Below are 26467 nucleotides of genomic sequence, written 5' to 3' on the forward strand. Positions count from 1 at the left end.
CATCAGCGTAGCCCAGTACCATAGGCAACAATTTCGATTGATAGAATGCCTGAATCACCGCTGCGAGAGCCAATTGTGGCAGTTTCTAAGCGGACATTGATGACCTTTTTAGCACCCCACCGAATTGCATCTTCTTTCATTCGCAGCAGCGCTTCACGCCGCCCTCGATCTAAAAGACTCTCGTAGGCAAAAATCTGACCACCAACCAACTTACTCAAACTCGCCAAGAAGGCCTTAAAGTAATCTGACGAGATCACAACACTGCCGACAAAAAGCTGCGCCCCCTCGGCCTCAGGTAGAGGCTGTTTTGCCCCCATGTTGTAGACCGGTACGCTTACGGTTCGACGCTCCCGCTCTTTAATGCTGGCGTAGTGCTTTTGCTCAACAGCATTGCCTGCTAGGTAGCCCAGGGCCAACAAACCGAGAAAAACAAAAAGTTCCATCGTTAGTCCACCCTAACTGCAGTGCCGTAGGCAAATAGCTCAGCCGCGCCTTGGGCCACAGAGGAAGTCGCAAAGCGAACGTTCACGACAGCATTTGCCCCCATTTGCGCGGCCTGCTGCAGCATCCGATCTGTAGCTTCTTGGCGAGCTTCTTGGAGCAGTTCGGTATAGCCATGCAGTTCACCACCCACAAGGTTTTTGAAGCCAGCGGCGATATCACGCCCAATATGCTTGGCTCGAATGGTGCTGCCCTGAACAAGCCCAAAATGCTTCGTAATCGTCTGACCGGGGACGCCTTCGAGGGTCGTCAGAATAATGGAACCGCGCGGGGATGGGTAACGTGTCTGACTCATGACTTTTCCTTTAGCTCAGGTGTAATAACCACAACATTAAGTGTATTGAGTAGAACTTAGCGCGGTACTGATGCTCCGCAGACTATGGCTCTAAATCTATGCCTTCATAATGCCCATGATGTTGCTTCCCAATGCTTTGGGAGATAATTCGCAAGGTTTTTTGTGATCATGGCTGATAGGGACTTAGATTAGAGCAATGCAAGCAGCTTCTCAATCTCGGATTAAACTTTTAGCTATTTCAGGCAGTCTCCGTCAGACGTCTAGCAATACGACGCTGCTGCGGGCGGTTAGGCTTTTGACACCGGAGGATGTTGTGGTTGATATTTATGCTGGCCTCAATCAGCTTCCTCATTTCAATCCAGAGCTAGAAGATGCGGAATGTGCGGCGGTGGCCGATTATTGTAACCAGCTTCAGCAAGCAGATGGTCTGATCATCTCTAGCCCGGAGTACGCGCACGGGGTACCCGGAGTGCTGAAAAATGCTTTGGATTGGGTTGTAGGAAGCGGCGAACTGGTGGGTAAGCCGGTGGCGCTTTTGAACGCTTCACCTAGGGCAACTCATGCTCTAGCTTCACTACATGAAACCTTGACGGTGATGATGGCTAAGATTGTAGAGGAAGCATCGATTACGATTCCTCTAATGGGAACAAAGCTGGATCCAGCAGAAATAGCAGCTCATCCTGATTTCTCTGCGGTGCTCCAAATAGCTCTCACTAAACTCGTACAGGCTATTGATTCTAATAAATAACTCGATGCTGCTCGCTTTCTATGATTCGCAAAATTAGCTTTACCTTGCTCTGGGTCGCCTTTGTGGGCTATGCCTTTTTCTTCGCGCCTGCTGATCAGGGCAATACTCTACCTCTCATTCAGCAGCTCTCTACAGGCCAATGGGCAGGGATTAACCCCCTCATTATTGCTCTCTTCAATCTCATGGGAATTTGGCCCATGATCTACGGCAGCATCCTTTTTGCCGATGGCTGTAGCCAAAAGATTCCAGCATGGCCCTTTGCGGCAGCCTCTTTTGGGCTTGGGGCTTTTGCACTCTTGCCGTATTTGGCCTTGAGAGAGCCTGCACCAGAACTTTCAGGTAACCCGGATCGATTACTGAAGTTTTGGGATTCTCGATGGTTAGCGATCGCATTATCAGGGGGTGCGATCTCGCTTCTTGTATACGGTTTTATACAAGGAGACTGGAGCGATTTTATACAACAATGCCAGATCAACCGATTTATACATGTTATGAGTCTCGACTTCTGCATGCTGAGCCTGCTATTCCCCACCCTCATAGGCGATGACCTTGCTCGCCGCCACATGGATTCGCGCTGGTGGGTGATTTCAGTCGTGCCCTTGCTGGGTGCGATCGCCTATCTAATGCTGCGATCCCCGCTGCCATTCGCTTCTCCCCTAATCACCGAAAGCGAAGCCAATTGACCTTCAGTCAGAATCTTTTCCCAATAAAAAGCCCGCTGCTGACCAGCGGGCTATCGACCTAAAATTAAGTCCTTTATTTATTAGGCTGAGGCGTCATCCGCAGATAGGGCTTAATCTCCGTCACACCCTTCGGAAAGCGCTCTTTGGCTTCTTCGGTTGGAATCGTTGGAGCAACCACAACATCTTCGCCATCCTTCCAATTCACAGGCGTTGCAACGCTGTAGCCATCCGTGAGCTGCAGTGAATCAATCACCCGCAGAATTTCTAAAAAGTTCCGACCTGTGCTGGGAGGATAGGTAAAAGAAGTGCGTAGCTTCTTCGCCGGATCAATAATAAACACAGTGCGAACGGTAACCTTCGCATTGGCATTAGGGTGAATCATGCCGTAAAGATCTGAGACCTTCTTATCGGCATCCGCCAAGATAGGATAGTCAACCGTCGTGCATTGAGTTTCGTTGATATCACCAATCCAGCCTTGGTGAGAGGAACCATCATCAACGCTGAGGGCAATTGTTTTCACATTGCGCTTGTCAAACTCAGAGCGTAGCTTAGCAACTTCACCCAGCTCTGTGGTGCAGACAGGCGTGTAGTCAGCGGGATGGGAAAAAAGCACCACCCAGCTATCACCGGCCCACTCATGGAAGTTAATCGTGCCAGCCGTAGAATCTTGAGTAAAATCAGGGACCGTATCGCCCAGTTGCAAAGACATCGTGTATAGAACTCCTGTGATGAAATTTTGCCGACCCGCAACAGTCAATGCTTGACCTGCAGTGCCGAAGCTTATTATTGACAGCCTAACTGTATCTAGTTGGGCCATTTGCTTCTGCTTTGATCATGACATACCCCGTTCATTGTGAACGTACGGTATTCCGACCGAGATTAGGTTCTTTATATTTCGATAACGATTGCAGCGATGATGACTGTTGCAAGACCACTGCGAGATCAGCTCAACGTCCCTCTTTCAAGACACAAACCAAAGATTACACTAGCAAATACTGGTTATCGGGCCGCACCATGAAGATGCCCAGTAAAATACAGAGGCCACCCCTATCGTGACCGAAAGATCTAAAGCGTGATTCCTCAAGAATTCGTTGGGTTTATTCCCAGTCTGCAGCCCGTCGCGCAGACCATTGAAAACCACCAGCTCACCTACACCTTCACCTGGGAAGTGCAGCGGCGACAAGAGCATCAACAGCACTGCCAATGGTATGCAAAAGTTGCAGAGCAAAACCGCAGAGAGCTAGAGCAGATGAAGGGAGACATTGACATCTTGAGCTGGATCCGCCGCGACCGGCGTTGATTGAACCTTACAAACAGACTACTTATACTGAATTCTTGGATCTAGAAATGCGTAGGACAGATCAACCAGCAAATTGATAACAGTGTAGGTAACCGCCACAAAAATCACCCCGCCTAAAACAATGGGATAGTCACGATCCAAAATCCCCTCATAAATCCACAGCCCCAAACCCGGCCAGGCGAAGATTGTTTCCGTCAAGATTGCGCCACCCAGCAGCGTACCGAACTGTAGCCCCACAATTGTCATCACCGGTAGCAGTGCATTCTTAAGGCCGTGGGTCAAAACGACGCCAGCCTCCGGCACACCCTTAGCCCTAGCTGTCCGCATAAAATCCTGAGACAGCGTGCCGAGCATTGCACTGCGCGTAATCCGAGCCACAATTGCCAATGGAATAGAGCTGAGCGTTAAAGCAGGCAGCAGCAGATGGACTAGGGCACTGAGCAACATCTCTCCATCTAGCTGCACGATTGCATCCAACAGGTAGAATCCCGTCAGCGAGTGCCCAATGCCAATCCCTAGGCGACCACTCGGGGGCAGCCAGCCTAAGTTAACCGAGAACAAATACTTGAGCAATAAACCGAGCCAATAAACTGGCATAGAGACCCCGAGCAGTGAAGCCCCCAAAGTCAGCTTGTCTAGCCAGCGATGCTGACGAACAGCCGCCAAAATTCCTGCCGGGATGCCGAGCAAGAGGGCAATCAGAAGGGCGGCAGCGGCAAGCTCAAAGGTCGCGGGCCAGCGGGCAAAAATTTCCTGCCGCACCGGAACCCCTGAAATGATGCTGCGGCCAAAATCAAACCGTGCGAGCCGGCGCAGCAGCGCCAGATACTGCTGCGGTAGCGGCTGATCGAGTCCAAGCTGAACCTGAAGCGCTGCCACCTGCTCTGGAGAAGCACGCTCCCCTAAGATGGCCTGAGCCGGTCCTCCCGGCAGGTAATGCAAAAAAAGAAAAACCAGCAGCGTGATCCCAAACAGGACGGCGCATAGGCTTAAGAGTCTTTGAATGAGATAGCGCTGCATTAGCGTTCTACTGAATCACTCTCAGACACCTGCTCCAGGGATTCAATACCCAGGGGACTGGGAGACCAGCCCGTGACCGTTGAACGTTTAGCCAATAGCGGCTGGGAATGCACGATGGGAATTCTCACCAGTTCTTGGGACAGAATCTGATCAACTTGTTGATAAATTTGGACTCGTTCGGCAGGTTCTATGGCCCGACGACCTTGATCTAGCAGATCTAAGACCTGGTCATTCTGCCACAGACCTAAATCCGTTGTGGCTCCGGGACCAAAGTGAGGGTAGTAAAAGTTATCTGGATCGCTATAGTCCCCTGTCCAGCCCATCATGAAGGCTTGGAAGCCCGGTTGACGGTTGCGATCGGTCAGATAGGCAGACCAGTCCTTTGTTTTAAGACTCACGCTGATGCCAACTTTGCCCAAGTCAGAGGCAAAGGCTTCAGAGATCGGCTTGGGTGTGGGGTAGTAGGGACGGGAGACGGGCATGTACCACAGCTCTAGATCAAACCCATCGGGATATCCTGCCTCAGCTAGGAGCTGCTTGGCTTGAGCGGGATCATAGTCATAGGTTGCCAGGGTTTGAGCCTGAAACTCTGCTAGGGATGGCGGCGTAAAGTGTTCATCTGTGGTTGCCAGATCTTTCCAGAAGGCTTGAACGATAGCCTCGCGGTCGATGGCGTGGGCAATAGCCTGGCGGACTTGCAGCTTGGCGAGGGGTGAATAGCTAGGGTTTAAGGCGAGATAACCCACGTTAAAAGAGGGACGCAGAATCACGTCTAAAGCAGGATCGGCTTCAACCTCTGCCCGCTGGTCGGGGGATAGGTCAACGGTAAAATCAACGGTTCCGGCCCTGAGTTCAGCGAGGCGGCTGGCCGGTTCATCGATAAAGCGAATCACGAGCTGCTCTATTTTTGGTAAGTTCGGCTGCCAGTACTGGGAATTTCTCTGGAGCAAGATGCGATCGCCCGTCACCCACTCTTGAAAGACAAAGGGTCCGGTCCCCACGGCCATCGAGCCGATCAGCCCATAGTCAGCGCCAGCTTTGGCAACTGCGGCAGGACTGGCCATACCAAAGTATCCAGACGACAGCGCGGCCGGGAACCCCGCAAAGGGCTGCTTGATGATAAATTCCACCGTCAGATCATCAACCACGCTCACCCCCTGCAGCAAGGACGCCTCATCTCCCTTGAAGCCGCCAAACAGATTCGTCCAGATCTCAAAGGTCTTGCCCGCATCACGAAACCCTAGGGCATTTCCAGGATCCCACCAGCGTTCGACATTAACCTTAACGGCTTCAGCATTGAAGGGCGTGTTGTCATGAAATTTGACCCCAGATCGCAGCTTAAAGGTCCATATGAGGCCATCCTCTGAGGCGTTCCATTCAGTGGCAAGACCCGGTACCAAATCTGTTTTGCCCGACTCTACATGAACCAAGCGGTCATAGATTTGTTGCTGCACATAAATAGAGTTACCGTCTGTGATGTTTCCAGGCTCTAAACTCACGGGTTGACCGACTGACGCAAAGACAAGCGTGCCGTCAGGACGAGCCTGCGGGCTGCGTCCGCAGTTGGGTAGTACGACAATCAGTAAGGCAACGATAAACATCATCAGCCAGCGCTGCCGCATTTTGCTGACAGATAAGCAAAGGTCAATCATAGAGATGGGGAACGAGGGGATAGCACCATTCTCCCGATTGAATCAGCTTCTGCCGCTTTTGTCTTGTCCCGCCTTTCTTCAATCTCTAATTGTTTTGATGCCTGATCGGACAGGATTTGTGCTAGTTTAAGATCTGCCTAAACCTGCGGGTGTAGTTTAGTGGTAAAACCTTAGCCTTCCAAGCTAATGATGGGGGTTCGATTCCCCCCACCCGCTCTTTTTCTTAAAGTTGCAGTTTATACGGATGTGCGTTGATAGATTCGCTATGTTGTTCGCATCATCTGTTGCAGCAAGCTGCGGGGCTAAATCCAATGACCAACGTACCCATCTCTATCTGCGGAATGACGTTCTTTCCCGAGAACTTAAATGGTCAAGTGACGAAGGATCTTTTGCCGAGTGCTTCCGACCATCAGAAGGTATCTGCATTAAGAACTGAAAATATACCTATGCGGCCCAAGGCTGCAGCAAAGGCAACAGAGCAGCTCTTCCCGAAGGGTGGGCGCTTCTTAAAGCTAATGTCTCGATTCCCTTTTTATCAAGCTCGGATGCAGTCATTAGACGTTGATGCGCAATCGCAGGGTCAGGGAATAACTCAGGGATGCGTTAGCAATGATCGGATTCAGACGGTGGAGCAGAACCACGAGAGAAAGCTCGGACAATAACATCTAGCCGTTAGCTCTTCTCTTTGAGAGTTATGCAATCCATCAAAGATTCAGCTTATACCTCACAATTTTGCCTGCGATTAACTCCTACTATCTCAGCCTCATGGCTGAGTTTTTTTTGACTGTTCGCACAGATCTAAGCGCATTTCGTTCGATGGGATGAAACCCAGATGCTCATAAACAGGCTGGCCAGAGGGAGAAGCATGGAGAATAGCCCGGGTGCAGTGTTGCGATCGCAAATATTCCACCGCCATCTCAGTCAGCCGCGTCCCAATCCCCTGCCCCCGATAGTCCGGCTCCACATACACGCCCCAAATATAGCCGTATTTACGCTGTGTTTCTGCAAGAATCAACGGGTACAGGCCATCGAAGAGTTGGCAACCGACAGACCCTACCACTCGCCCTTCGACCTCAACCACAAAAGCTCGGTAGTTTAGAGTCTTGCGGGCATTGGCGATGAACTCAACCGTAACGGTTAACCAATCATCAATCAGGCCTTGTTCTGGCACCTGATTGTCACGCCAAAGCTGGTAGAAATGTAGAGCCAGCAGATGATCCTCTTGGGGGATAGCCTCTCGAACCAGCACTTTTAAACCTCCTGCTCAGCCGCCTTGCTCAGCCGCCTTTAGCATGTGGTAAGTCAGCATTAGCTGCGTTAGAGCTAGGGGATAGCTCTGTAGCGTTTCCCCCGTCGTGCCGACCAGCTTACCGATGTCTTCGTTACCCTGAAGGCTACAGAACTGTCCGAGGTAGGGAACTTCGTTGCAGAGGATGTGCTCCAGCTCGACGACCTGTTCCTTAGTGGCATGACCGTCGATTTCTAGTACATCGACAGGCTTACCCATATCTCGCTCAAGGTCTAAGCGAATCGCTTCCCCCAGATGACTCCCCTCAGGATTGAGAATTTCTGTCAGATTGGGATGGGGAATGGTCGGTCTCAGGGTCAATCTGACATTGAGTAACAGATCATTCTGTCCCGAACCTTCTTCAGGAGGGTAAAAGGAGACGATCATGTCAGACCACTGGCGCTGGGGACGAATATAGGCTTCTGAATCAAATTCGCGCATCTTCAGCTGTTCACGAACCTGTTCTTCGGTGTAGCCTCGTTTTCCTGTATCTCGTTTAATTTTCCAGGATGCTCGCAATGACTCTGGCGGTGCAAGGTAGGCCTTCACATCAAAGCTATCCCGAGCCGCACGGGTGGAGTAACCCAACAGCCCTTCCAGAATGACGTATTTCCGAGGTTCAATATATTCGGGCGCATCGAACCCACCCGTGGAGTGGTTGTAAATGGGCTTCAGAATCGGCTGCCCATCCCGCAGGAGCCGGAAGTGCTGCTCCATAATATCGACGTAATTGCACTCTGGCGCTAACGCAGAGATCTTCATCTCTGCTCGCTGCTTGCGATCGTAGCGATGATAGTCATCGGTGCAAATAACCGTGACGTCTTCTTCGCCGAGAATTTTAGCAATACCTCGGGTGAGGGTAGTTTTACCGGCGGCGCTATCCCCTACAATCCCGAGAATGATTGGACGGTTACTCATGAAGTCTCCTTAAAGCTTACAAATGGTCAACAAATTTGAGTGAGGTGCCCCATAGCTTCAGGACAGGGATAGAGCACGGCAATGCTTGAATTTTAAGGCACTGCAGCCCCCTTTATCTATCTCAGGTCTCATTGAGAAGAGGCATGAGTCTCTGGTAGCATCCCTCTAGGATTGGTTTCAGTGGCCGGAATGTCAGCGGGCCGACCATCCATTCACACCTCACGGAGAGCAACGAAAGATGGGACTTTTCGATCAAATTGTAAGCGCCATTGATAACCCCAACCTGCAGGCCAGTACTGGACAACTTGGCGGAATTCTCAACACAGTTCAGAGTTTGAGCAACGCTCAAGGAGCAAATCCTGAGTCAACCCAAACGGCTGTAGGTGTTGTCGGTAAACATGTGCGCTCGGCATTAAAGTCGCAGCCATCGGGTGGGCAGGCGCAAGCACTTGTCGATCAGTACAGCGGGACAGGGACCAACCCTGAGGCCGTAAACACACTGTTCTCTGAAGGACAGCAGCAGCAGATGGTACAGGAAATTTCTCAGAGAACGGGGCTAGATTCGAAGGCCATTGCGGGAATGTTGCCAATGCTAGTGCCCTTAGTCTTGAATCTGCTCAATAGCGGTAGCCAAAGCAAAGATCCACGACAGGGCGGCAATCCTGTTTTGAATAGCTTTTTAGATAGCAATGGCGATGGTGACGTCGATGTCTCTGACGCGATGAGGATGGCGGGTCAGTTTTTGAGTAAGCGCTAGCCCTTGAGCTTCTTGCTCAGCATTTGATTCGTGGCCTTGGGATCAGCTCGACCGCTGGTGCGCTTCATCACCTGCCCCATAAAGAACCCCTGCAGCTTTGTCTTGCCGTTACGGTACTGCTCTAGCTCGTTGGGGTTATCGGCAAGCACTGAATCAATCAGCTCCTCTAGCGCTGCAGTGTCGGTGATTTGGGTTAAACCCTTTTTCTCCACCAGCACTTTTGGGGAGCCTCCTTCCGTCAGCAGTTCCGGCAGGATCTCTTTAGCAATTTTGCCGCTGATGGTTTGGTCTTCGATTAAGCCGATCAGCTCCGCTAGATGCTTTGGCTTGAGGGCAATGTCGTCAATTTTGAGGTTGCCGTTGTTGAGGTAGCCGGTGATGTCTCCCATGAGCCAGTTGGCGGCCTGTTTAGCCGGGGTGGGGGTTGCGATCGCATCTTCAAAAAACCGAGTAATTCCGTGATCATCGGTGAGCACACGGGTATCGTAGGGCGACAAACCTAACTCCGTCTCATAGCGATGGCGCTTCGCCGCAGGCAGCTCCGGCAGTTCTCCTTGCCACTCTTTAAGCCGTTTAGCAGCCACCTCAATCGGCGTCAAATCAGGTTCCGGGAAGTAGCGATAGTCGCTGGCCCCTTCTTTCAAGCGCATACTCACGGTGCGCTGCTTGCCCTCTTCCCAGAGGCGCGTTTCTTGATAAAGCTGACCGCCCGACTCCAATTCATTAATCTGGCGTTCAATCTCGTAGTCAATGGCCCGGTGAATGGCGCTGAATGAGTTCATGTTTTTGATCTCGATCTTGGTGCCAAACTTCTCTTGGCCCACCGGACGCACCGAAATATTAACGTCACAGCGCAGGGAACCTTCCTGCATATTGCCGTCGCTAACGCCCAAATAGCGGACAATTCGACGGATCTCCTGTGCATACTCCGCCGCCTCTTGGCCGGATCGCATATCAGGCTCGGACACAATCTCAACCAGCGGCACACCTGTACGATTGAAGTCCACCAGTGAATGCGTCGAACCCGAGAGGCGCTCGCTGCCACCGTGGACCAGCTTGCCCGCGTCTTCTTCCATATGCAAACGGGTAACGCCAATCTTCTTGCGCGTCACCTCACCCGCTTCAGAAAGCATCTCGATCTCTAACCAGCCGTGCTCAGCAATCGGCAGATCGAACTGCGAAACTTGGTAATTCTTGGGCAGATCCGGGTAGAAATATTGCTTGCGGTCAAACTTGCTGTAGTCTGCGATCTTGCAGTTGAGGGCAAGGCCCGCCTTGACGGCGTATTCTAAAACCGTCTCGTTTAAGACCGGCAGCACACCCGGCATCCCCATGCAAACGGGGCAAACGTTGTGATTGGGGTCTGCGCCAAAGGTAGTGGAACACTTGCAGAAAATTTTTGTAGCTGTACTGAGCTGACAGTGGGTCTCTAGACCAATAACCGCTTCATACTCTGTCTTCACAGGAGCTTTAGTAACCATTCAGACTAGCCTTTGTGCAACGAACCTTGTCCCTATTCTAGGAGGTTTGCGCCCGTTCAGCCGTCTCTTTAAGAAGCCAAAATTGGGGTGGGGGCACCCCAGTCTCATTTAGATAAGCTTCACTGCTTTGAGGATGTAAAACAGCCCCACTGCGTTACCGATAAAGATACTAAGAAATAAGACGTAGGCAAATACACCAGCCATTGAGAGACCTCCAGGTTTAAAACTGCGGGGAATAGATTCCCTCTAAGTAGCTTAGGGGATTGCGATGGCCTTCGACTAGCTTTTTTTGTCGCTGCGGCTCTCTCAAGGGGCGCTTGAGAGCTAACCGTGCTGATCGAGATAGACATTTAAATCTTCAATCAAGCGCGTTAGCTCCACTTCACTCGTTAAGCGAATTTTGTCATCTCGAATCGTAGCCAGGACCTTAGCGGCAAAGGGACTGGGATAGATGTTGGGGTTACAGAAACACTCTAGGAAGATTTCTCCCGTGTACTGGTACTCCATTGGTTTTTGCGGCGTGATCTTACCACCACTCGCCGGTGTCGCTGCCGCTGACGCCTTCAGGGCTTTCATCAGCTCAGCAATGGCGGCTTTCAGATCTTGGGCGGCTTTAGGATCGAAGCTGAAAGTGACCGATCCCTCCGTCAACGTTAGCCGGAGTTGTGCATCAGACATGAATAACTACCAACAGGACAGTGTTTTCAATGGTACCTGCCCAAGGGCCTTCATGAGCAATCCTCACCCCATTAATCGGTACCGGCAGCCCGCCTCACACCTCAGCTTTAGCTACAGACGCTTAGAGAATTCGCTTACCCTGGGCTGCTGAGCGATACCCCGATGCTGGAGAGCGTTGCTCGCCTTGCGGCTTGTCATAGGCTTCCACCATAGGTAGCCTTGACCCAGATCACAGCCAAGGCCCAACAGCAGTCTGCGCTGAGCATCGGTCTCAATCCCTTCTGCGATTAGCTTGAGCTTGAGACCTTGGGCCAGCGAAACGATCGTTTTGATAATTTCCATACTCTGGGGGCTGTATTGCGCTTCATGCACGAAGGATTTATCTATTTTTAGCCCCTCTAACGGTAGACGATGCAAATAACTTAACGAAGAATGGCCGGTGCCGAAGTCATCTAATAGAATTTCAACGCCGCAGTCTTTGAGCTGCTTCAGCACCCTGGCAGTTGCCTCTGGATCCTTCATTAAGATGCTTTCGGTAATCTCAAGCTTCAGATTTTTGCCCGCCACCTGCGTCCTATCTAAGGTTTCCGTGACGGTCTCAACGAGATTGGCAAAAATGAAGTTAGCAGTGGACAGGTTAACGCTCATGGTAAGGTCGAGTTCGGGATGTTGGACTCGCCACTGATGAAGCTGCTGACAGGCGTTCTTCAAGACCCAGCGATCGAGGACAGAGATGATGCCCATTTCTTCGGCAATCGGGATGAAAACCGTGGGTGAGATGAGGCCATGGGTCGGATGCTGCCAGCGGAGCAGTGCTTCAAACCCTCGAATCTCTCCACTGCTGATGGCCACAATCGGCTGGAAAACCAAAAAGAACTCCTGCCGCTCTAAAGCCTGCCTCAGAGAGACCTCTAGCTCCATTCGCTGAAGGGTCGCGTTGGCAATGGATTGTTCAAATACAGCAAACAGGCCTTTTCCCTTTGATTTGGCCTGATACATGGCGATATCCGCATCCTGAATGAGTTTTTCAGGAGAACGCTGCGAGGCTCTGAGCACAATGCCTATGCTGGCACTGGTATTGACAACATGGGTTTCTAAAGTAATTGGCTCTTGAATTTCTCTCTGCAGTCTTTTGCAAAACGCTTCAATATCTTGTGGATGGGCGTTGGCAGCTAAAATCGCAAATTCATCGCCGCCAAACCGAGCAACGGTATCTTCGCTACGCAAGCAGCTCTGTAGTCGCTTGGCAACTTCAATCAGCACTTGGTCTCCAGCCAGGTGTCCGAGGGAATCATTGATGACTTTGAAGCGGTCAACATCAACAAAGGCAATGGCAATAGATTGGGTGGGGTTGCGATCGCAACGTTTAAGCGCCTGCCTCAGACGATCATAGAACAGCGTCCGATTCGGCAGCCCCGTGAGCGAATCGTAGAGCAGTGCCCCCTCTAAAAGCTGCTCTTGTAGCTGTCGAGATTGGGTAATATCTGAAATATTGAGGATGTACCCTAACAGCCTTTCTTGTCGTAGAATCGGGAACTGCTCAATCTGAAAGTATTGCTGAGACGACTTTACCTCTGTTTTTCCTTGAGTTCGTAACGCACTCCAGTCAGAGCCTTGTAAGCAGGTCACCAGTTCCTGTGCCGATACTCCAATCGTATTTTTGGTGCATCCGAGTAGGGCCTCAGCCGCAGCATTAAACTCAATTAATCGATAATCAAGATCTAGGACTAAGATTGAAGCTTTCAAACTGGTAAAAATCTGTTGGTAGGCCAACGGAGAGCGCTGCAAGATTTGGTACTGGGATAGGCCCCAGCAAAATAGCACCGTGCTGATCGCTAACCCAATCGGCGTTAGATCAAAAAACCTTGAAGAGTCATAGAGCGGCGACAGCGTTAGAAAATTCAAAAGAAGCGGAATCAAACCGCAACACAGCAGCAAAATCAAAGACCGCCTCTGCTTCCTGCGGCTTTGCCAGATGGCGCTAAAAAGATAGGCGTGCCCAACGGAAATAAGTGCATAACTGTAGGGCGTATGCACAAAAGTGAACCAAGGCCCCCGCTCATATTGGGCAATGGAAACTCCATATCGCCAGTCTGTCTGAGCAACCGTCCACATTAAAGAGGACCAATCAGGATTCCAGTAAACGATCAGCGTTGCTATTGGAACCAAGAGCAACACGACGGGAGAAGGGAGGCGATTGCCTGTGAGCTGGAGAATAAAGTAAAGCCACAAAACAGGAACAGTCACATAGGGCAGTGTCTGAATCCCGGTCCAAACCCAAAAATCGCCCGTAGTCTCGTTAAGGAAAAAGAGTCCAGATGTTGCACACCACAGCGCCGTCATCAGCGCAAAGAGTCGAAAGCCCCAATCAACCTGAGCAGTTTTCTGCGGTACAAGAAAAGCAACAGCCGTACAAACAACTGCAGCGAGGAAATTGACGCTGATATAGAAAATCAAAAACCACTGCATTAGGAAGCTATCGCCAGAATACTGACCTAGTAAAGAGAAAAATTAATTTCTGCTCCATTATCGGTCAAGTCAGACATCCTCCTCAAAAGGCAGCTAAAAAAATCTGGAAGAATCTGCTGGGCTCCTAAATTCCTCAAAGATAGAGTTTTCTATGCTCATACCTTTCTATCTAGGGAGCAGAAGCATCAATACAGCAGCTGACATCTAAAAATCGCTCGGTATCTCCGGCTCTGTTGCTGAACGGCGAGGGGACCGCAGCTCTGCGTCAAAGAAGGTGATTGTCCGCGCCATTACCTCATCAAACCAGGTTGGGAAATGCCAGAAAGCATGGGGCGCTCTGGGGATTTTGACCACTTCAGAGAAGATCCCAGCCCCTTCGTATCGCTGAGCGAGTTTGACCGACTGTTGATAGGGGACAATATCGTCCGAGTCACTGTGCAACAGCAACAGGGGCGGATCGGTCTGATCCACGTGGGAGATAGGTGAGGCCAAGATCCACGACTTTGGATCCTGCGCAGGAGAAACCGCCAGGAATTTTTGCACCACAGGCCGTTCAGTAAAATCAGTCAATGCGCTGGGGGTTGCCATGCCGACGGCAGCTTGAATTTGACTCGATATCTCTAAGCTTGGATCGGCTCCCTCAAGTTCAGGAATGCCGGAGCTTGTTGCCAGTAGGATCGCCAAGTGCGCGCCTGCCGAACCCCCAATTGCACCCAAAGCCGTGTCGTCAATTCCATACTGCTTAGCGTTGGCGCGCATCCATCGTACTGCCGCTTTGACATCGTGAACGGCAGCCGGGAAGGGCGCCTCTTGGGATGTTCTGTATTCTATGCTGGCGACAGCAAAGCCGTCTTCTGCCAGCCGAGAGGCAATCGGAGCAAAACCTTCTTTATCACCTTGATGCCATCCGCCACCGCGAATCGCAATGATGCCGGGGATGGTTTCTGTAGACCGATCTCGGGGTAGGTAAAGGTCAAGTTTCAGCGTGCGCCCCTGCTCGTGTTGAGCATAGACAAGATCCGAAATCACCTCCACGTTGTTAGTCGGTTCGTAGACAATGCGCGGTCCCCAGCGCTCTGCCTGGGGTGATGTCTGCGCTAATGCTTCCGGCGCTCCGACCAGCATGACGGCTGCGGTCAGTAGGTATATCCCATTAACTTTGAGATCTCTGATTAAATTCCACATCTCTGCTTGAACCTTCACTCCTCTAGCTCTCCTCTATCAATAAGGAGAAAGAAAGATAACAGAAGGATCTTGCTCCCCTCTACCAGTATTGGAAGAGGGGCTGGGGGTGAAGGCCGTGTAAAGCATTTGCCAATCAGCCGGACTAGGTGGGAATGAGTTCTCCAGGGCGCAGACGGGACCACTTACCGCTGTCTGCGGTGAAACTGGCACAGCCCACCACATCCCATTCCATTTCAATTTCATCGCTATGGCTGCGAATGTTGACGTTAATGGTGGGTTCTGTGGGTTCAAAGGTCGGCGTTTCAGTTAAATGCGGCTGTTGATGCTGGCCTTCTACGGCATGGTAGGTGAGGCAGTTATCGACGTAGTGACAGTTGACGCAGATACACATCTTCTGGCTCCTTTGCCACTCTTCGGGCATGAACTCAGGTCGCGCTTGATGCTGATACTCTAACTTATCTGACAAAGTGTCGGACACCATGTTGCCAGAACTTTGCCCTGAATAGATTGATTCAAAAGAGGCGTGTTTTCGCCCAAAGTGTGGAGGGTTTGGACATCTACAGTCCAGTTCTGTTGAGGGTCAAAAAGCACCATCTCTGCGGGCTGGTTAATCTCTAGAGTGGGCGGAGATTGAGCGAGACATTGAGCAGGCTGCTGACTCAGGACGCGCCACAGATCAAGAGCGCTCCAGCGTCCGGTCGCCACAAGTCGCTGCCAGAGCATCGGCAGGACCAGCTCTAAACCAATTGCTCCTGGGGGTGCCTGACCAAAAGAGACGGTTTTTTCCTCAAAGGTGTAGGAATGGTGATCGGTTGCGATCGCATCTAAAATCCCGTCCTGAAGCCCCTGAATCAGCGCCTCTTGATCCTCAGGATTACCCACCGGTGGATCAAGACGCAGACCTGTATCGTAGGACGCCAGATCCTTGCTGTTCCAAAGCAAATGCATCCAGGTGGCGCTAGCGGTGATCGGCAGGCCCGCCGCCTTCGCTGCGGCAATCAGGGCAACGCTCCGAGCCGTTGAGACCCGCATGATGTGGACTGGCGTTGGCACCATCACCACGATCTCTAAGAGTTCTGCCAGAGCTGCCGTTTCCGACACCGTAGGATTCTCCGGCAGTCCTAACCGCAGTGCCTGAATACCTTCACGAATGACGCCTTGATTGGCAAGGGCAGGCTGAACCGGCCATAGGGCAATGGGAACCTGCGAAGGCGACAGATATTCCAGCAGCCGTCGCACGAGGACCGGGTGGGTGAGGGGTGCGCCATCGCTGAAGCCCACAACGCCCGCAGCCTGTAGCTCCGATAGCTCAACGAGGTGCTGGCCTGCTAAATCTTGGGTAATCGCTCCCCAAGCCCGGAACTGCACCGGACTCTCTGGAGGGGCCTGCAGCCGCGTCAGGGCATCGGGGGTATCTAAAGGTGGCTGAGTATCAGGCAGCAGAGTGAGGCGCGTAAAGCCTCCGGCAGCAGCAGCCTCACCCAGGGACTGGAGGGTTTCACGGGCTTCAAATCCGGGAGTACCGGAATGGCAGTAGAGGTCCACTAAACCAGGACCGAGAATCAAACCCGAGCAGTCACGCCGCTGGGTATCGCTAGGCAAGTTCGTGATCGAGTCCTCAATGGCCTTGAGCTGGCCGTCGGAGATCAGGACATCTGAGATGCGATCCTGTTGGCTACTTGGATCTAAAAGGCGGACCTGGTGCAGCAACTCATGCGTCATCGAAAGCCCTCCTCATCAGCGTTTGCGTCATCCCTGGCTATAAAGCCCCGGCTGCAGTTTGATCAAGAACGCCACCAGCTAAGTGGGTGGTCATATTCATCGCCGCCAGCGTCGGCTTCCCGGCAGCGGTATAGTCAATAACGCTCACGGCTCCGTTACCCTGCTTAAAGGACCAAAACTGTTCCGGCCCTAAGCCCGCGAGATGGCACAAAATGACTTTATTGACAGCATCATGCGCAACAACAATTCCCACCTTGCCGCTGCCCAGATGGGCTTTCACGATGGCGTCCCAGGCTGCGATCGCCCGATCCCAAACCTGCTGGAGGTTTTCTCCCTCCGGCATCTGGACCTCTGCAGGGGTTGATTGCCAACGCTCTAGCTCACCGGGATAGCCGCTTTCAATCTCGTTCTCTAGGCATCCTTCCCATTTGCCGTGACTGATTTCTCGCAGTTGATCATCCACCGTCAAAGGCACCTGCGGGTGATGGGCCAAGATCAGTTCAGCCGTTTCTTTGGGACGCAGCATTGAGCTGCTCACGGCAAAGTCGATGTGGATATCTTTCAAAAAGTCAGCGGCCTGCTGTCCCTGCAGACGTCCGTTGTCATTCAGCGGCACGTCGATCTGGCCTTGAAATTTACCCTGCCGGTTCCAGTCTGTTTCACCGTGGCGCACTAAGAGCAGCCGCAGCGCCTCATAATTTTGCCGGGGAGACGAAACCTTTAGTCCTGTGTGATCGGTTAGATTGAGGGACTCTAGCTGCGTGGGCTGTCCTGGCACGAAATTGAGAATACTGATGTTGCAGTTGGCCTGCTGCAGCGAATGGTAGCGCTCAGGCGTCAGCCCCAAAGCGGTTCCTAACAAAGCCCGATTAATACCGCTGTGCCCTACAAGAAGAATGGTTTCTCCCTGATGCTGGGGGAGAAGCTGCTGCCAAACCTGCTGGGCCTGCTCATAGAGTGCAGGCACCGGGTAAAAAGATTCGAGGCCGTTGTCGCCCTCAACTTCCATACAGAGCTTTTCAGGGTAATGGTGCCAGTTTTCATAGCCCTGCGGATCTCGTTCTTTGACTTCAGAGAACAAGATACCTTCCCAAAGCGGCAGGCTGATTTCGATCAGGTTATCCAAAACCCGTGGCTGCACGGTGGTCTCAAGCTGCTGGCAAATATTTTCTGCGGTGTGGCGCGTCCGCATCAAGGGGCTATGGTAGATGGCGTCAAAGGGAATATCTTTTAGCGCTCGCCCCACACTCTGGGCGTCGGCGGTGCCTTGCTCGGTCAAGGTGGATTCGTCGAGATGACCTTGAATGCGACGTTCAACGTTGTAGGTGCTCTCGCCGTGACGAACGAGAATTACACGGGTAGCCAGGGCCTTGTCGTCCATAGGGAGATGCGATCGCAAATAAAGACTAGTTAAGTGGGCACACAGGCCACGAAAATTCTACCCTGTCCAGACAGTAGTTCTCAAACTTCTAGCTAAAGCCGACTCTTTAGAAATCAGGTAAGCAGGATTATGACGGAGGTGATTGCAGGTGTGACTACATATTGCCTTTAAAGTGAAGAATAACTCTCCCGACAGATTCCCTATAGCCACCCCTGAGACACTGCATGATCAAGGATCGCCAGCTTTATAAACTCATCCTCAGTATTCTGACCGTCATTGTGGTCGCCATGATTGGTCTCCAGCTCGTGAGTAGCTGGACACAACCTCAGGCCCAAAGCCAGCTCAATCTCTATGAAAGCGATCTACTGCTGCAGGCTTCGACCTGGCAAGAGACAAATGATGCTGAGCCAGGGACTTCGCCCCTATTAGAAAATCTGTGGGGCGATAGCGATCCGGTGCAGCAGGCGCTCAAGAACTATCAGAAAATTAAGACTTCTGCCACGCTCCAAAGCGGGCCAACAGACGATCCGGAAAAGAGAGCAGCCTCAGAAGCGTTTGTAAATGAATTGGATTTGCGGTTGGGCCTGCTGTACGCACGTTCAGGGCAAGTTGAAGATGCGATCGCAACCTGGACTCCCCTCGCAGAGGCTGCGCCTTCCCCCGGCAATCAGCGCGCTGTGACCGCCGCCATTCTTCAGGGCCTCTGGAGCGATCCGCCCCAGCTAAAGCCCCAGGCACAGCAGCAGTTAGAAAGTCAGCTCAAGGGCTGGTTTCGGTACCAGAGCCTATCACAGCTCTATCAGCTTCAGCAGCGTCAAGAAACCCTCACAACCCTCCGCAGCCAAGAGCATGCAGCAGCCGAAAAAGCCTTAACGCGATTGGCCGCAGTCCAAGTCTTCCCAGCCATCGGAGGACTCACGGGAGTCGGCATTCTGATCTTTTGGCTAATCCAATTTGCAGTTAAAAAACGTCAGAGTCTCCCCGAGGCGGCTAGCACAGCACCTACGATTGAGCCAATTGAAGCCCAAGCAGACCAGACGCCCAATACCCCTCAAGAACTAGCGGCAACGGTTCGGTGGCCCGTCACCACAATTTGGCAAGTGATGGTGGTCTGGTTTGCCGCTTTCTTTTGCGTCAGCTTTGTCTTGCCGGTCGTGCTGTACGTGGCCGGAGCCAAGCCCGAAACCTTTGGCGCGCGCGGGCAAGCCTATCTAGCGCTAATTCAGTACAGCCTATTGATGGGGGTCGGATTTTCGATTCTCTACCTCAGCCTTAAGCCCTTCTTATCTCAGCCCCTCAAGTGGCTACCGCTGCGCTGGCAAGGCTCTTGGTTTAGCTGGGGGTTAAGCGGATATCTGGCGGCGCTGCCCCTAGTGATTGTGATTTCGGTACTGAATCAAAAACTGCTACAAAATCAGGGGGGCGGCAATCCGCTGCTCGAAATTATTTTAAACAGCCACGACCGCTTCAGTATGGGACTGTTGCTGTTTATGGTGGCTGTGCTGGCACCGCTGTTTGAAGAAATCTTGTTTAGAGGCTTTTTCCTAACCTCTTTAACCCGCTATCTGCCGATGTGGAGTGCGATTGGGTTGAGTGGGTTGGTATTTGCGATCGCACATCTAAACCTGTCTGACATCTTGCCCTTAACGGTACTGGGCTGCATGCTGGGCTTCGTCTATACGCGATCTCAAAATTTACTGGCCTCCATGTTGCTGCATGGCTTGTGGAACAGTGGCTCCTTTATCGGACTGATTATATTAGGGAGCAGTGTCAGTTAGCAGTACTGACTCACGTCTTCGCCACACTGATCGGCTAGGTAACACATCGCTCGGAAGCGCAGCGCCACCACTTCTTCATATGCAGGGTTGAGCTTGCACAGGGGCGGAATATGAAAGATCGTCTTACCCCGGACCGAGATCGTGCGCTCAAACGGGCACTGAGCCGGAATCAGACGGCAGATGCGATGTGCCGTATCTGGATTATCGACATTAATCTTGTCAAAGAAAGGATTAACCAAACGGTGAAAGAATCGATTAAGTGAAGACATCTGACCAACTGTCCTAGGGATTGAAAACGTTAGCGGTAATCGAAGAGGCGTGAAAAAAAACTAGCTGTCTTGAAGCAGGAAGTAACAACCGAAAGCGCAGGAGATAGCCCAGAAGCTAAGCAGTTGTGTAATCAAGAATTCCAGCATGATTGGGGCTCCGGTACGAGAGGGGCGGCTACTGCCGTCAATCTCTAAGTCGTTATTGTTATTATTTCCAATTCGCCTTTGGTTTTCTTCGGAGCAAACACTGAACTTTTGCAATAGTCTTTTCCCGCAAAATTATCTAAATAAGTAATTATTCGGAGCTGTTTCAGGACACTCGTATATTTACGCAAGGCATTATGCATCCCACCAGCGCATATTTTTATGCTTTGAGATCTTGAAAGTCTGTATCGATTTCTACCCTTTGGATATTTTTAAGCCGATGGCTCCGTTGAGCAGCGAACCCCTAATCAAGACATTTCAATGGAGATCGGAGCGAATGCTTCCAGATCACCGACTGCTGCTAGCCACAGTCCCTGACATGATGGATGCAGTATCCTACTTACACGCTTCCATCTGCCCCTGAATTGAGATCTATGAACACTTCCCCTCGGCTGCAAGACCGGGTCGCCGTTGTCACCGGCAGTACCCAAGGTATCGGCCTGATTATTGCCCAAGCTTTAGCCGCAGCAGGAGCCAAAATTGTCATTTGCTCTCGGTCTGAGTCTGCGGTGGAGGCCGCCTGTTCGCAACTAGAAGCCGCAAAACACCAGGTCTTCGGCCTACCCTGCGATGTCGCCGATCCTGAGCAAGTGGAAAATTTAGCACAGCAAACCCTAGAAAGATTTGGCCAGATCGACGTTTGGTTCAACAATGCATCGGTTAATCGCTACTTCGGTCCAGCCCTCGACTTACCGATAGACCATTGGCACGAGGTCATTAACACCAACCTCAATGGTGCCTATTACGGCACGATGACGGCCCTTAGACACATGCTGCCTCGTGACCAGGGCAAAATCATCAACATGCTAGGAGCCGGGGCACAGGATAGTCCAGGGGACTCGTATTTGAGCGCCTATGCCACGTCAAAGGCTGCAGCCCGTCGCTTGACGCTAGTTGTCGCTGAAGACTACAAACAAACGGGTATTTCTGTTTTGGGAATGAATCCAGGCTTATTTTCCACTCAGCTCACCACCAAAATCCAGCCCTTAAATGATGAAGCGCACAGGCGGATGAAATTCCTAGACTTCGGTTTACGGTGGCTGGCGACCTCTCCTGAGACGATTGCCCAAACGGCTGTTCGAGTTGCCTCTGATGCGACCAATGGTCAGACAGGCAAAATATATCGATGCTGGCCAGGGTTCTCCAAAACGCTGCAGCGTGAATATCGGAGGATGCGCAAAGTTCAGCCATCTTGATCTTTGTTGCTTTGCTGTCCTTGATTTGTCTGAGAATGTGTCCCTTTACCTGACACACAAACCCAATGCTTATGGACGCAATACCTTGAGGAAGGGCGGCAAAGGACAGTTGAGGGCAATAACGATGGCCCTCAACAATTCAGCTTCCGTCAACGTGATAACACTGTCCACTAGAACGGTATAAGCACAGGCATCAACAATGACCTGCTTCAGTCTAGGGACGGATTGGGACAGCCGCTCAATGGCAAGCTCTAATGAAGCCAGTGTGAAATCAGGCACTTGCGTGGGCAAGGTCTGTTTTGAGGCTTCCGGTAATCGCTGTAGGCCGCTTTTTAAGGCCTGGAATTGCAATTCAGCGGTGGGATGTCCAACATGGGCTAAGGCAGACAGAAGCAAGACACAATCAGGCCATAGTGAATTCATCGTCGCCCGCTTGCTGATCCTCGGCGCAAGCTCAAAATAAGGCTGCAGGCGCTGTTTTAGAATCATGCGCAGACTATATTCTGCAAGCGAACATTGACCGTCACAGTTAATGAGGGCATCGACTTGCTCTAATAAAGTTCGAAATTGAGCCACAGAACTTTGCCGCAGGGCTGGAATAGTAAGGTCTAAGAGGGGCAACCGCATCCGCGGATCAAGACAGGTTAGTCGCTCATATATCTGTTGGGCAGCTTGCACTCGGTTGTTAGATTCGGTCGCCAGTAAAAATTCCAGTTGACGAGTCTGAATGGACTCTTGATGATCAAGCAAGAGGCCATAAATAATTGCGATCGCATCCTCTCTATACTGCAGAGATTGCTGCATTTCGTCAGGCAATTGAGCCAGAAGTAACTGGGTATAGGCAAGATGTTCGGGCGCAACGGTCCCCACGGTATTGACAATCAAGTCAGGCTCCATCCCGCTCTCCACAGAAGCGGAGCATTCCGAGGCTTCAGGCATTGACCCATTTGCAAGAGCAGTCATCCCCACCATGTTGAGGATATTCTGCGCTGCACTAACTGAACGTGTCTTCCGATCAAACTTCGGGTCAGGAACTTCAACCCCTAACTTTTCAATGCGCATTTCAATCGGTGGATGGGTTGCCCACCAATTTGCAGTTTTGGAGCGGAGTACATTGCCAAAAAATAGATGGCTAGCAGATTCAACCTCAGGGGTCTGAATCTGAGACCCTTGTTTCAAAACTTTTACTAATGCGTTAGCGAGTCCTTGGGGATCGCGGGTAAATTGCACCGCCGAAGCATCAGCAAGAAATTCCCTCTGACGGGACACCGCACTCTGGATTAGGCGGCCTACTAAAAGATTCAGTCGTCCGGTGATCGTCAGGGCAGAACCAAGACCCATTGCGTTGGATTCAGAGCGTAACCACCGACCCACAATAGAAATAATCAAAATTCCGTGAAGCCCTGAGATCAAGAGCATGTTCAGCCTCATATCTCCGTTGAGGATGTGGCTAAATTCATGACCAATCACTCCCTGTAATTCATCGCGCTTCAGATGCTTGAGGCAGCCCTGAGTCACACCAATCACAGCATCATTGACGGTAAATCCAGCAGCAAAGGCATTAATCTCTGCTTCATGGCGGAGCACGTACACCTCTGGGATAGGCATTCCTGAGGCGATAGCCATCTCCTCGACAACGTGACGTAATATTCTTTCATGTCGATCTTGAGTATCAGGGGGTACGAGCTGACCGCCGAGAGATTCTGCGACTGCTCTGCCGCCGCGATGAATTATCCGCCACTTGTAGAAACACCCACCTCCAATAATGAGCAGCGTCACTAGACTGACAATGATCAAGGTTCGAGGGGTCCACCAAACCCAGAAGGTCCAAAATATTTCTGGTTCAAACGTCCTTTCATCAGGCCCCATACCAATCATGGCGCGATGTGGAATCGTCAGTTGCCAAAGCAGATAAAGAGCAGGGACCGCGGTTGCGTACAACATCAGAATGATCATTGAAATCGCAATCACAAATGACCCCAAAATATATCGGGTCTTTTTACGAGCTTGATTTTGATGTTTGAAGTAATTCACAGCTTGTTTGGTAGCCTTGCTGTCAGGTTGCCCATCACAAAACAACCGCACACATCAACGGTCCCAACCTGTAGCTCTCCTCTAATCTGGGAATAAACATCATTACAGATGCTTCAGGAATCAATCCGTTTAGAACACTAGGCCTGCTTATAAATCGTATCTCGACAGGCTAAATAGGTCGCCTCAAGTAGTTCTTCATCCATAAAGTTTAGGGCTGCGACCGATTCTGGCGGGGCAATAATTTGCCGGAGCTGGCTGGCAAGGCCCACGGTTACTTTCTTTCTGATGGCGGGTTCAAGCTGGGTACGGTAGCCCAAAAAATCGCGCAAGGTCAGATACTGATCGGCGGTCAAAGCTTTGAGATTAGCTTCCTGGACTAGAGTTTGAGCTGTCGTTTGTGACCGCTCTCCAAAGCGCAACTGGACGGTGGGCTGGCGAACACCCTGTCGTTTCTCGTCCTGAACCACAAGGGTACCGGCAGCAAAATCGCCTAGACGCTTTTCTGACTTACCAAAGGCAACTAACACAACGCCCAGGAAGAAAAAGCCGAGATCAAGGGGACCGATAAGGCTGCGAATGGCGGCTTCTCGTAGGCCGACGAGCTGTCCGCTGTCTTGGATAACGCGGATTTTTGCCCAGCGTTTACCCGGTGTTTGTCCTTGCCAAAACGTCTCAAAAGCGATGTAGTAACCGTTGGAGAAAGCATAGGTGAGCAGAGATGCGATCGCAAACACCCAGAGATTCAAATCATCCAGAGCGATTGATGACGGCCCATCCACCACAGCAGGCACCACAACATAGGCGTAGAGAGCAGAACCCAACAGCCAAACAAGCGCCAAACTCAAAAACAACAGCGTTTGATCAGTGATCCAGGCCAGCGAGCGGCTCCCAAGCCCGCCGAGGGCAAAGTCCAGCTCAATACTTTCAGGGGTTTTCAGGGCCACGCGCCTCAAATACTGACGAGGACGAGCCGGCAGGGCTTCGAAGTCAAAAGATAGCCCCTCATTCCGCCGTCGTAGCTCGTAGTAATGCACCGCCTTCGCGGCCTGCCAAAAGGGAAAAACCACCACGCCCATCAGGATACCCACCACAGGCACAAAGGTATTGAGCAGCGAGGCCATAATCGTCGGGGGCGTCGTCACGATCGTTCCGACAAACAGAACCGTCATAGCGTTGAAGCCTTGGTTACGCGTAATCTGCCAGCTTCGCTGCACAGACTCCAAAGGCCCCACCTGGTTTTCTAAAGCCAAAATCGCGTCGCAGAACCACAGGCGGGACGTGACGTAATAAATCACAAGAAAAATAGCCAACAGCAGCAGCATGGCCAGCAGGAACAAACTCGTCCAGACAAAGGCGCTCACATCCGTATCCCCGCTTTCCCAAAGACGATTGAGAGAGAAAGCTGTAAACAAAGGGAAAAGACTAATCCACAGAACGTAGAGAGATCCTGCAATTCCGGCATAGACCAGCAGCAGGATTAGCCCTTGCCAAACACTCGCCCAAAAATAGCACCAGACGTTTGGATAAACTTGCGATCGCGTTGTTTCTAGAGATTCCTCTTGATGGGTTAGAAAGTTAAAAACCAGCCGTGAGATCAACGCCCCAGAGGCTAAATAACGTCCCCAAACAAAAGCGAACAGAGGCAGCATCACCAGCGCCCCTAACCCGATAACGCCAGCCGTAACAGCAGGATTATTATCTGCAGCCGCAAAGGCAATCGCGGCCATAACCCCTAGCCCTAAGGCAGCACCAAAAAAACCAAGATATAGCCACAGGTGCGCGAGCAGACTCGTCACAAAATAGTTGCCTCCATTGAGGCTGAAAAGTCTGGCCCCAATTGTCACAACATTACCCGGCGAGAGCGTGGGCAGCGTCTGATTGAGCTGAGAACCTTCTGACATAGGACGGGGGGAGAACGCGAGAGGTTACAGACTTAGAATGCCCGATTATTGGCTCGCTTGCCGTAGTTTCTCCTGGTGCCGACGGGCGCGGTCTTCTGCCTCACCCATCACCTGCTCTAGATTTTCAACAATTTCGCCTGGACGGTTCTCCAACACCTGCGTCGAGAGCGAAATGCGACCGCGCCCTGGGTCTAAGTCCAGCACAATTGCTTTAATGCTGTCACCGACGGTCAGTACCTTGGTCAAATCAGAAATATAGGTCTGACTGACCTGCTTGATATGAAGCAGACCAGAGACGCCCTGCAGATCAACGAAGGCACCAAAGGGCTTTAAATCTCGAACCGTACCGGATACCAATTGACCAATTTCAAGTTCACCAATACGTGTAGAGCGCATCGCCTGCCGGTTAGAGAGAACCAATTTATTGCGGTCTGGGTCCACCTCTAAAAAACCAGCGGTCAGGGTTTGCCCCTTAAGCGCTTCTAGGTTGTCTCGCTCAACGAGATGAGATCGAGGGATAAAGCCCCTCAAACCTTCCACATCAACCGTCACTCCGCCCTTATTCAGTCCTGTGACATAGACCTCAATCGTCTGACTGTCGGCCTCTAGCTCTGCCAAACGTCCCCAAAGGGCCTTGATTTCTAGACGACGAATGGAAAGGGTTACCTTACCCTCAGCATCTTCGCCCTTGACGATTAAAAACTCGCGGTCTTCATGTAAAGGGACAATGACCTCTAGATCAGGCTGGGCAAAGCGAGAGATCTCATCCGGAGGCAAAAAAGCCGTTGCTTTGCCGCCAATATCAACATAGACACCATCGTTATCGTGGCTTACGGGTTTCCCGTGGACCGTTTGCCCGACCTCAAAATTAAAGTCGTGCTGCGCGAGGGCCTGGGCAAAGTCATCAGCAGAGAATGTCAAAGGTTTGGTCCAGTAATGTGGGTAGTAGAGAGTCCGGTATCGATTTTATAGCACGCGCCAGATGGAAACAAACGATTCTGCAGTGA

26 protein-coding genes and 1 tRNA gene are annotated in these 26467 nt (G+C 51.5%); 8 read left to right on the forward strand and 19 right to left on the reverse strand.

Annotated features, from left to right (window positions below):
• Window positions 1-2: 2 nt before the first annotated feature.
• Window positions 3-443 (reverse strand): YbjQ family protein, encoded by a 441-nt coding sequence (locus C1752_RS14375; protein WP_110986765.1) that lies wholly within the window; start codon window positions 441-443, stop codon window positions 3-5.
• A 2-nt stretch (window positions 444-445) separates the two neighbouring features.
• Entirely contained in the window at window positions 446-796 is a 351-nt protein-coding gene (locus C1752_RS14380) for a YbjQ family protein (RefSeq protein WP_110986766.1), read from the reverse strand.
• Between the two features lie 196 nt (window positions 797-992).
• On the opposite strand from C1752_RS14380, the gene C1752_RS14385 reads away from it, so the two are divergent.
• The gene (locus tag C1752_RS14385) at window positions 993-1544 is read left to right on the forward strand and encodes an NADPH-dependent FMN reductase (protein ID WP_110986767.1); all 552 of its coding nucleotides are present in this window, start codon (window positions 993-995) and stop codon (window positions 1542-1544) included.
• Window positions 1545-1564: 20 nt separating this feature from the next.
• A complete protein-coding gene (locus C1752_RS14390) occupies window positions 1565-2227 on the forward strand; it encodes a DUF2834 domain-containing protein (protein WP_110986768.1) in 663 nt (220 codons plus the stop codon).
• A 73-nt stretch (window positions 2228-2300) separates the two neighbouring features.
• Here C1752_RS14390 and C1752_RS14395 read toward each other — a convergent pair whose 3' ends face one another.
• Window positions 2301-2936, reverse strand: coding sequence for a peroxiredoxin (locus tag C1752_RS14395; RefSeq protein ID WP_110986769.1), 636 nt, complete (start codon window positions 2934-2936; stop codon window positions 2301-2303).
• Window positions 2937-3299: 363 nt separating this feature from the next.
• Between C1752_RS14395 and C1752_RS14400 the strand changes: the two genes are divergently transcribed.
• On the forward strand, window positions 3300-3527 hold the full coding sequence (locus C1752_RS14400; RefSeq protein ID WP_199464402.1) for a hypothetical protein: 228 nt from the start codon (window positions 3300-3302) through the stop codon (window positions 3525-3527).
• Between the two features lie 18 nt (window positions 3528-3545).
• Here C1752_RS14400 and C1752_RS14405 read toward each other — a convergent pair whose 3' ends face one another.
• Both C1752_RS14405 and C1752_RS14410 read right to left on the reverse strand, forming a co-directional pair.
• Complete coding sequence (locus C1752_RS14405; protein WP_110986770.1) at window positions 3546-4547, reverse strand: ABC transporter permease; 1002 nt, start codon at window positions 4545-4547, stop codon at window positions 3546-3548.
• Window positions 4547-6199: an ABC transporter substrate-binding protein gene (locus tag C1752_RS14410; RefSeq protein ID WP_110986771.1), complete on the reverse strand. Its 1653-nt coding sequence runs from the start codon at window positions 6197-6199 to the stop codon at window positions 4547-4549. The genes C1752_RS14405 and C1752_RS14410 overlap by 1 nt, the downstream gene beginning before the upstream one ends.
• 145 nt (window positions 6200-6344) lie before the next feature.
• Between C1752_RS14410 and C1752_RS14415 the strand changes: the two genes are divergently transcribed.
• Both C1752_RS14415 and C1752_RS14420 read left to right on the forward strand, forming a co-directional pair.
• Window positions 6345-6415: transfer RNA gene (locus C1752_RS14415), tRNA-Gly, on the forward strand.
• A 95-nt stretch (window positions 6416-6510) separates the two neighbouring features.
• A complete protein-coding gene (locus tag C1752_RS14420; protein ID WP_110986772.1) occupies window positions 6511-6861 on the forward strand; it encodes a hypothetical protein in 351 nt (116 codons plus the stop codon).
• 101 nt (window positions 6862-6962) lie between these two features.
• Here C1752_RS14420 and C1752_RS14425 read toward each other — a convergent pair whose 3' ends face one another.
• Window positions 6963-7445 carry a GNAT family N-acetyltransferase gene (locus tag C1752_RS14425; protein WP_110986821.1) on the reverse strand — a complete coding sequence of 161 codons (483 nt, stop codon included), beginning with the start codon at window positions 7443-7445 and terminating at the stop codon, window positions 6963-6965.
• Window positions 7446-7463: 18 nt separating this feature from the next.
• Window positions 7464-8405 carry a phosphoribulokinase gene (locus C1752_RS14430; protein ID WP_110986773.1) on the reverse strand — a complete coding sequence of 314 codons (942 nt, stop codon included), beginning with the start codon at window positions 8403-8405 and terminating at the stop codon, window positions 7464-7466.
• A gap of 238 nt (window positions 8406-8643) precedes the next feature.
• On the opposite strand from C1752_RS14430, the gene C1752_RS14435 reads away from it, so the two are divergent.
• A complete protein-coding gene (locus C1752_RS14435; protein ID WP_110986774.1) occupies window positions 8644-9162 on the forward strand; it encodes a DUF937 domain-containing protein in 519 nt (172 codons plus the stop codon).
• Here the strand turns inward: C1752_RS14435 and gatB are convergent.
• The 8 genes from gatB to C1752_RS14475 all read right to left on the reverse strand — a co-directional run bounded on the left by gatB (window position 9159) and on the right by C1752_RS14475 (window position 18078).
• Entirely contained in the window at window positions 9159-10643 is a 1485-nt protein-coding gene (gatB, locus tag C1752_RS14440) for an Asp-tRNA(Asn)/Glu-tRNA(Gln) amidotransferase subunit GatB (protein WP_110986775.1), read from the reverse strand. The two genes, C1752_RS14435 and gatB, sit on opposite strands and share 4 nt — an antisense overlap.
• A gap of 108 nt (window positions 10644-10751) precedes the next feature.
• Window positions 10752-10847 (reverse strand): cytochrome b6-f complex subunit PetL, encoded by a 96-nt coding sequence (gene petL / locus C1752_RS14445; protein WP_110986776.1) that lies wholly within the window; start codon window positions 10845-10847, stop codon window positions 10752-10754.
• 120 nt (window positions 10848-10967) lie between these two features.
• Window positions 10968-11321, reverse strand: coding sequence for a hypothetical protein (locus tag C1752_RS14450; RefSeq protein ID WP_110986777.1), 354 nt, complete (start codon window positions 11319-11321; stop codon window positions 10968-10970).
• A gap of 111 nt (window positions 11322-11432) precedes the next feature.
• Entirely contained in the window at window positions 11433-13790 is a 2358-nt protein-coding gene (locus tag C1752_RS14455; RefSeq protein ID WP_110986778.1) for an EAL domain-containing protein, read from the reverse strand.
• A 204-nt stretch (window positions 13791-13994) separates the two neighbouring features.
• Window positions 13995-14993: an alpha/beta hydrolase gene (locus C1752_RS14460; protein WP_110986779.1), complete on the reverse strand. Its 999-nt coding sequence runs from the start codon at window positions 14991-14993 to the stop codon at window positions 13995-13997.
• A gap of 124 nt (window positions 14994-15117) precedes the next feature.
• Window positions 15118-15366, reverse strand: coding sequence for a Ycf34 family protein (locus C1752_RS14465; RefSeq protein WP_110986822.1), 249 nt, complete (start codon window positions 15364-15366; stop codon window positions 15118-15120).
• A 59-nt stretch (window positions 15367-15425) separates the two neighbouring features.
• Entirely contained in the window at window positions 15426-16697 is a 1272-nt protein-coding gene (locus C1752_RS14470; protein ID WP_110986780.1) for a dihydroorotase, read from the reverse strand.
• 37 nt (window positions 16698-16734) lie between these two features.
• The gene (locus C1752_RS14475) at window positions 16735-18078 is read right to left on the reverse strand and encodes a histidine phosphatase family protein (RefSeq protein WP_110986781.1); all 1344 of its coding nucleotides are present in this window, start codon (window positions 18076-18078) and stop codon (window positions 16735-16737) included.
• A gap of 224 nt (window positions 18079-18302) precedes the next feature.
• Between C1752_RS14475 and C1752_RS14480 the strand changes: the two genes are divergently transcribed.
• Window positions 18303-19856 (forward strand): CPBP family intramembrane glutamic endopeptidase, encoded by a 1554-nt coding sequence (locus C1752_RS14480; RefSeq protein ID WP_110986782.1) that lies wholly within the window; start codon window positions 18303-18305, stop codon window positions 19854-19856.
• On the opposite strand, the gene C1752_RS14485 is transcribed toward C1752_RS14480, so the two are convergent.
• Window positions 19853-20125, reverse strand: coding sequence for a Mo-dependent nitrogenase C-terminal domain-containing protein (locus C1752_RS14485; protein WP_110986783.1), 273 nt, complete (start codon window positions 20123-20125; stop codon window positions 19853-19855). The genes C1752_RS14480 and C1752_RS14485 overlap by 4 nt on opposite strands.
• Window positions 20126-20703: 578 nt before the next feature.
• On the opposite strand from C1752_RS14485, the gene C1752_RS14490 reads away from it, so the two are divergent.
• Window positions 20704-21525, forward strand: coding sequence for an SDR family NAD(P)-dependent oxidoreductase (locus C1752_RS14490; RefSeq protein ID WP_158535102.1), 822 nt, complete (start codon window positions 20704-20706; stop codon window positions 21523-21525).
• A 69-nt stretch (window positions 21526-21594) separates the two neighbouring features.
• Here the strand turns inward: C1752_RS14490 and C1752_RS14495 are convergent, their stop codons facing one another.
• The 3 genes from C1752_RS14495 to C1752_RS14505 form a co-directional block, all read right to left on the reverse strand.
• Entirely contained in the window at window positions 21595-23469 is a 1875-nt protein-coding gene (locus C1752_RS14495) for a M48 family metallopeptidase (protein WP_158535103.1), read from the reverse strand.
• Between the two features lie 227 nt (window positions 23470-23696).
• Window positions 23697-25460 (reverse strand): RDD family protein, encoded by a 1764-nt coding sequence (locus tag C1752_RS14500; RefSeq protein ID WP_110986786.1) that lies wholly within the window; start codon window positions 25458-25460, stop codon window positions 23697-23699.
• Between the two features lie 45 nt (window positions 25461-25505).
• The gene (locus C1752_RS14505; RefSeq protein WP_110986787.1) at window positions 25506-26381 is read right to left on the reverse strand and encodes a S1 RNA-binding domain-containing protein; all 876 of its coding nucleotides are present in this window, start codon (window positions 26379-26381) and stop codon (window positions 25506-25508) included.
• Between the last annotated feature and the right edge of the window lie 86 nt (window positions 26382-26467).

It is taken from the genome of Acaryochloris thomasi RCC1774, assembly GCF_003231495.1.
In the GTDB taxonomy this organism is placed as follows: Bacteria; Cyanobacteriota; Cyanobacteriia; order Thermosynechococcales; family Thermosynechococcaceae; genus RCC1774.

Coding starts and splice junctions, on each gene's coding strand:
- C1752_RS14375 (WP_110986765.1), bottom strand. CDS start 443: ATGGAACTTTTTGTTTTTCTCGGTTTGTTGGCCCTGGGCTACCTAGCA.
- C1752_RS14380 (WP_110986766.1), bottom strand. CDS start 796: ATGAGTCAGACACGTTACCCATCCCCGCGCGGTTCCATTATTCTGACG.
- C1752_RS14385 (WP_110986767.1), top strand. CDS start 993: ATGCAAGCAGCTTCTCAATCTCGGATTAAACTTTTAGCTATTTCAGGC.
- C1752_RS14390 (WP_110986768.1), top strand. CDS start 1,565: ATGATTCGCAAAATTAGCTTTACCTTGCTCTGGGTCGCCTTTGTGGGC.
- C1752_RS14395 (WP_110986769.1), bottom strand. CDS start 2,936: ATGTCTTTGCAACTGGGCGATACGGTCCCTGATTTTACTCAAGATTCT.
- C1752_RS14405 (WP_110986770.1), bottom strand. CDS start 4,547: ATGCAGCGCTATCTCATTCAAAGACTCTTAAGCCTATGCGCCGTCCTG.
- C1752_RS14410 (WP_110986771.1), bottom strand. CDS start 6,199: ATGATTGACCTTTGCTTATCTGTCAGCAAAATGCGGCAGCGCTGGCTG.
- C1752_RS14420 (WP_110986772.1), top strand. CDS start 6,511: ATGACCAACGTACCCATCTCTATCTGCGGAATGACGTTCTTTCCCGAG.
- C1752_RS14430 (WP_110986773.1), bottom strand. CDS start 8,405: ATGAGTAACCGTCCAATCATTCTCGGGATTGTAGGGGATAGCGCCGCC.
- C1752_RS14435 (WP_110986774.1), top strand. CDS start 8,644: ATGGGACTTTTCGATCAAATTGTAAGCGCCATTGATAACCCCAACCTG.
- gatB (WP_110986775.1), bottom strand. CDS start 10,643: ATGGTTACTAAAGCTCCTGTGAAGACAGAGTATGAAGCGGTTATTGGT.
- petL (WP_110986776.1), bottom strand. CDS start 10,847: ATGGCTGGTGTATTTGCCTACGTCTTATTTCTTAGTATCTTTATCGGT.
- C1752_RS14450 (WP_110986777.1), bottom strand. CDS start 11,321: ATGTCTGATGCACAACTCCGGCTAACGTTGACGGAGGGATCGGTCACT.
- C1752_RS14455 (WP_110986778.1), bottom strand. CDS start 13,790: ATGCAGTGGTTTTTGATTTTCTATATCAGCGTCAATTTCCTCGCTGCA.
- C1752_RS14465 (WP_110986822.1), bottom strand. CDS start 15,366: ATGTGTATCTGCGTCAACTGTCACTACGTCGATAACTGCCTCACCTAC.
- C1752_RS14470 (WP_110986780.1), bottom strand. CDS start 16,697: ATGACGCATGAGTTGCTGCACCAGGTCCGCCTTTTAGATCCAAGTAGC.
- C1752_RS14475 (WP_110986781.1), bottom strand. CDS start 18,078: ATGGACGACAAGGCCCTGGCTACCCGTGTAATTCTCGTTCGTCACGGC.
- C1752_RS14480 (WP_110986782.1), top strand. CDS start 18,303: ATGATCAAGGATCGCCAGCTTTATAAACTCATCCTCAGTATTCTGACC.
- C1752_RS14485 (WP_110986783.1), bottom strand. CDS start 20,125: ATGTCTTCACTTAATCGATTCTTTCACCGTTTGGTTAATCCTTTCTTT.
- C1752_RS14490 (WP_158535102.1), top strand. CDS start 20,704: ATGAACACTTCCCCTCGGCTGCAAGACCGGGTCGCCGTTGTCACCGGC.
- C1752_RS14495 (WP_158535103.1), bottom strand. CDS start 23,469: ATGTTGTACGCAACCGCGGTCCCTGCTCTTTATCTGCTTTGGCAACTG.
- C1752_RS14500 (WP_110986786.1), bottom strand. CDS start 25,460: ATGTCAGAAGGTTCTCAGCTCAATCAGACGCTGCCCACGCTCTCGCCG.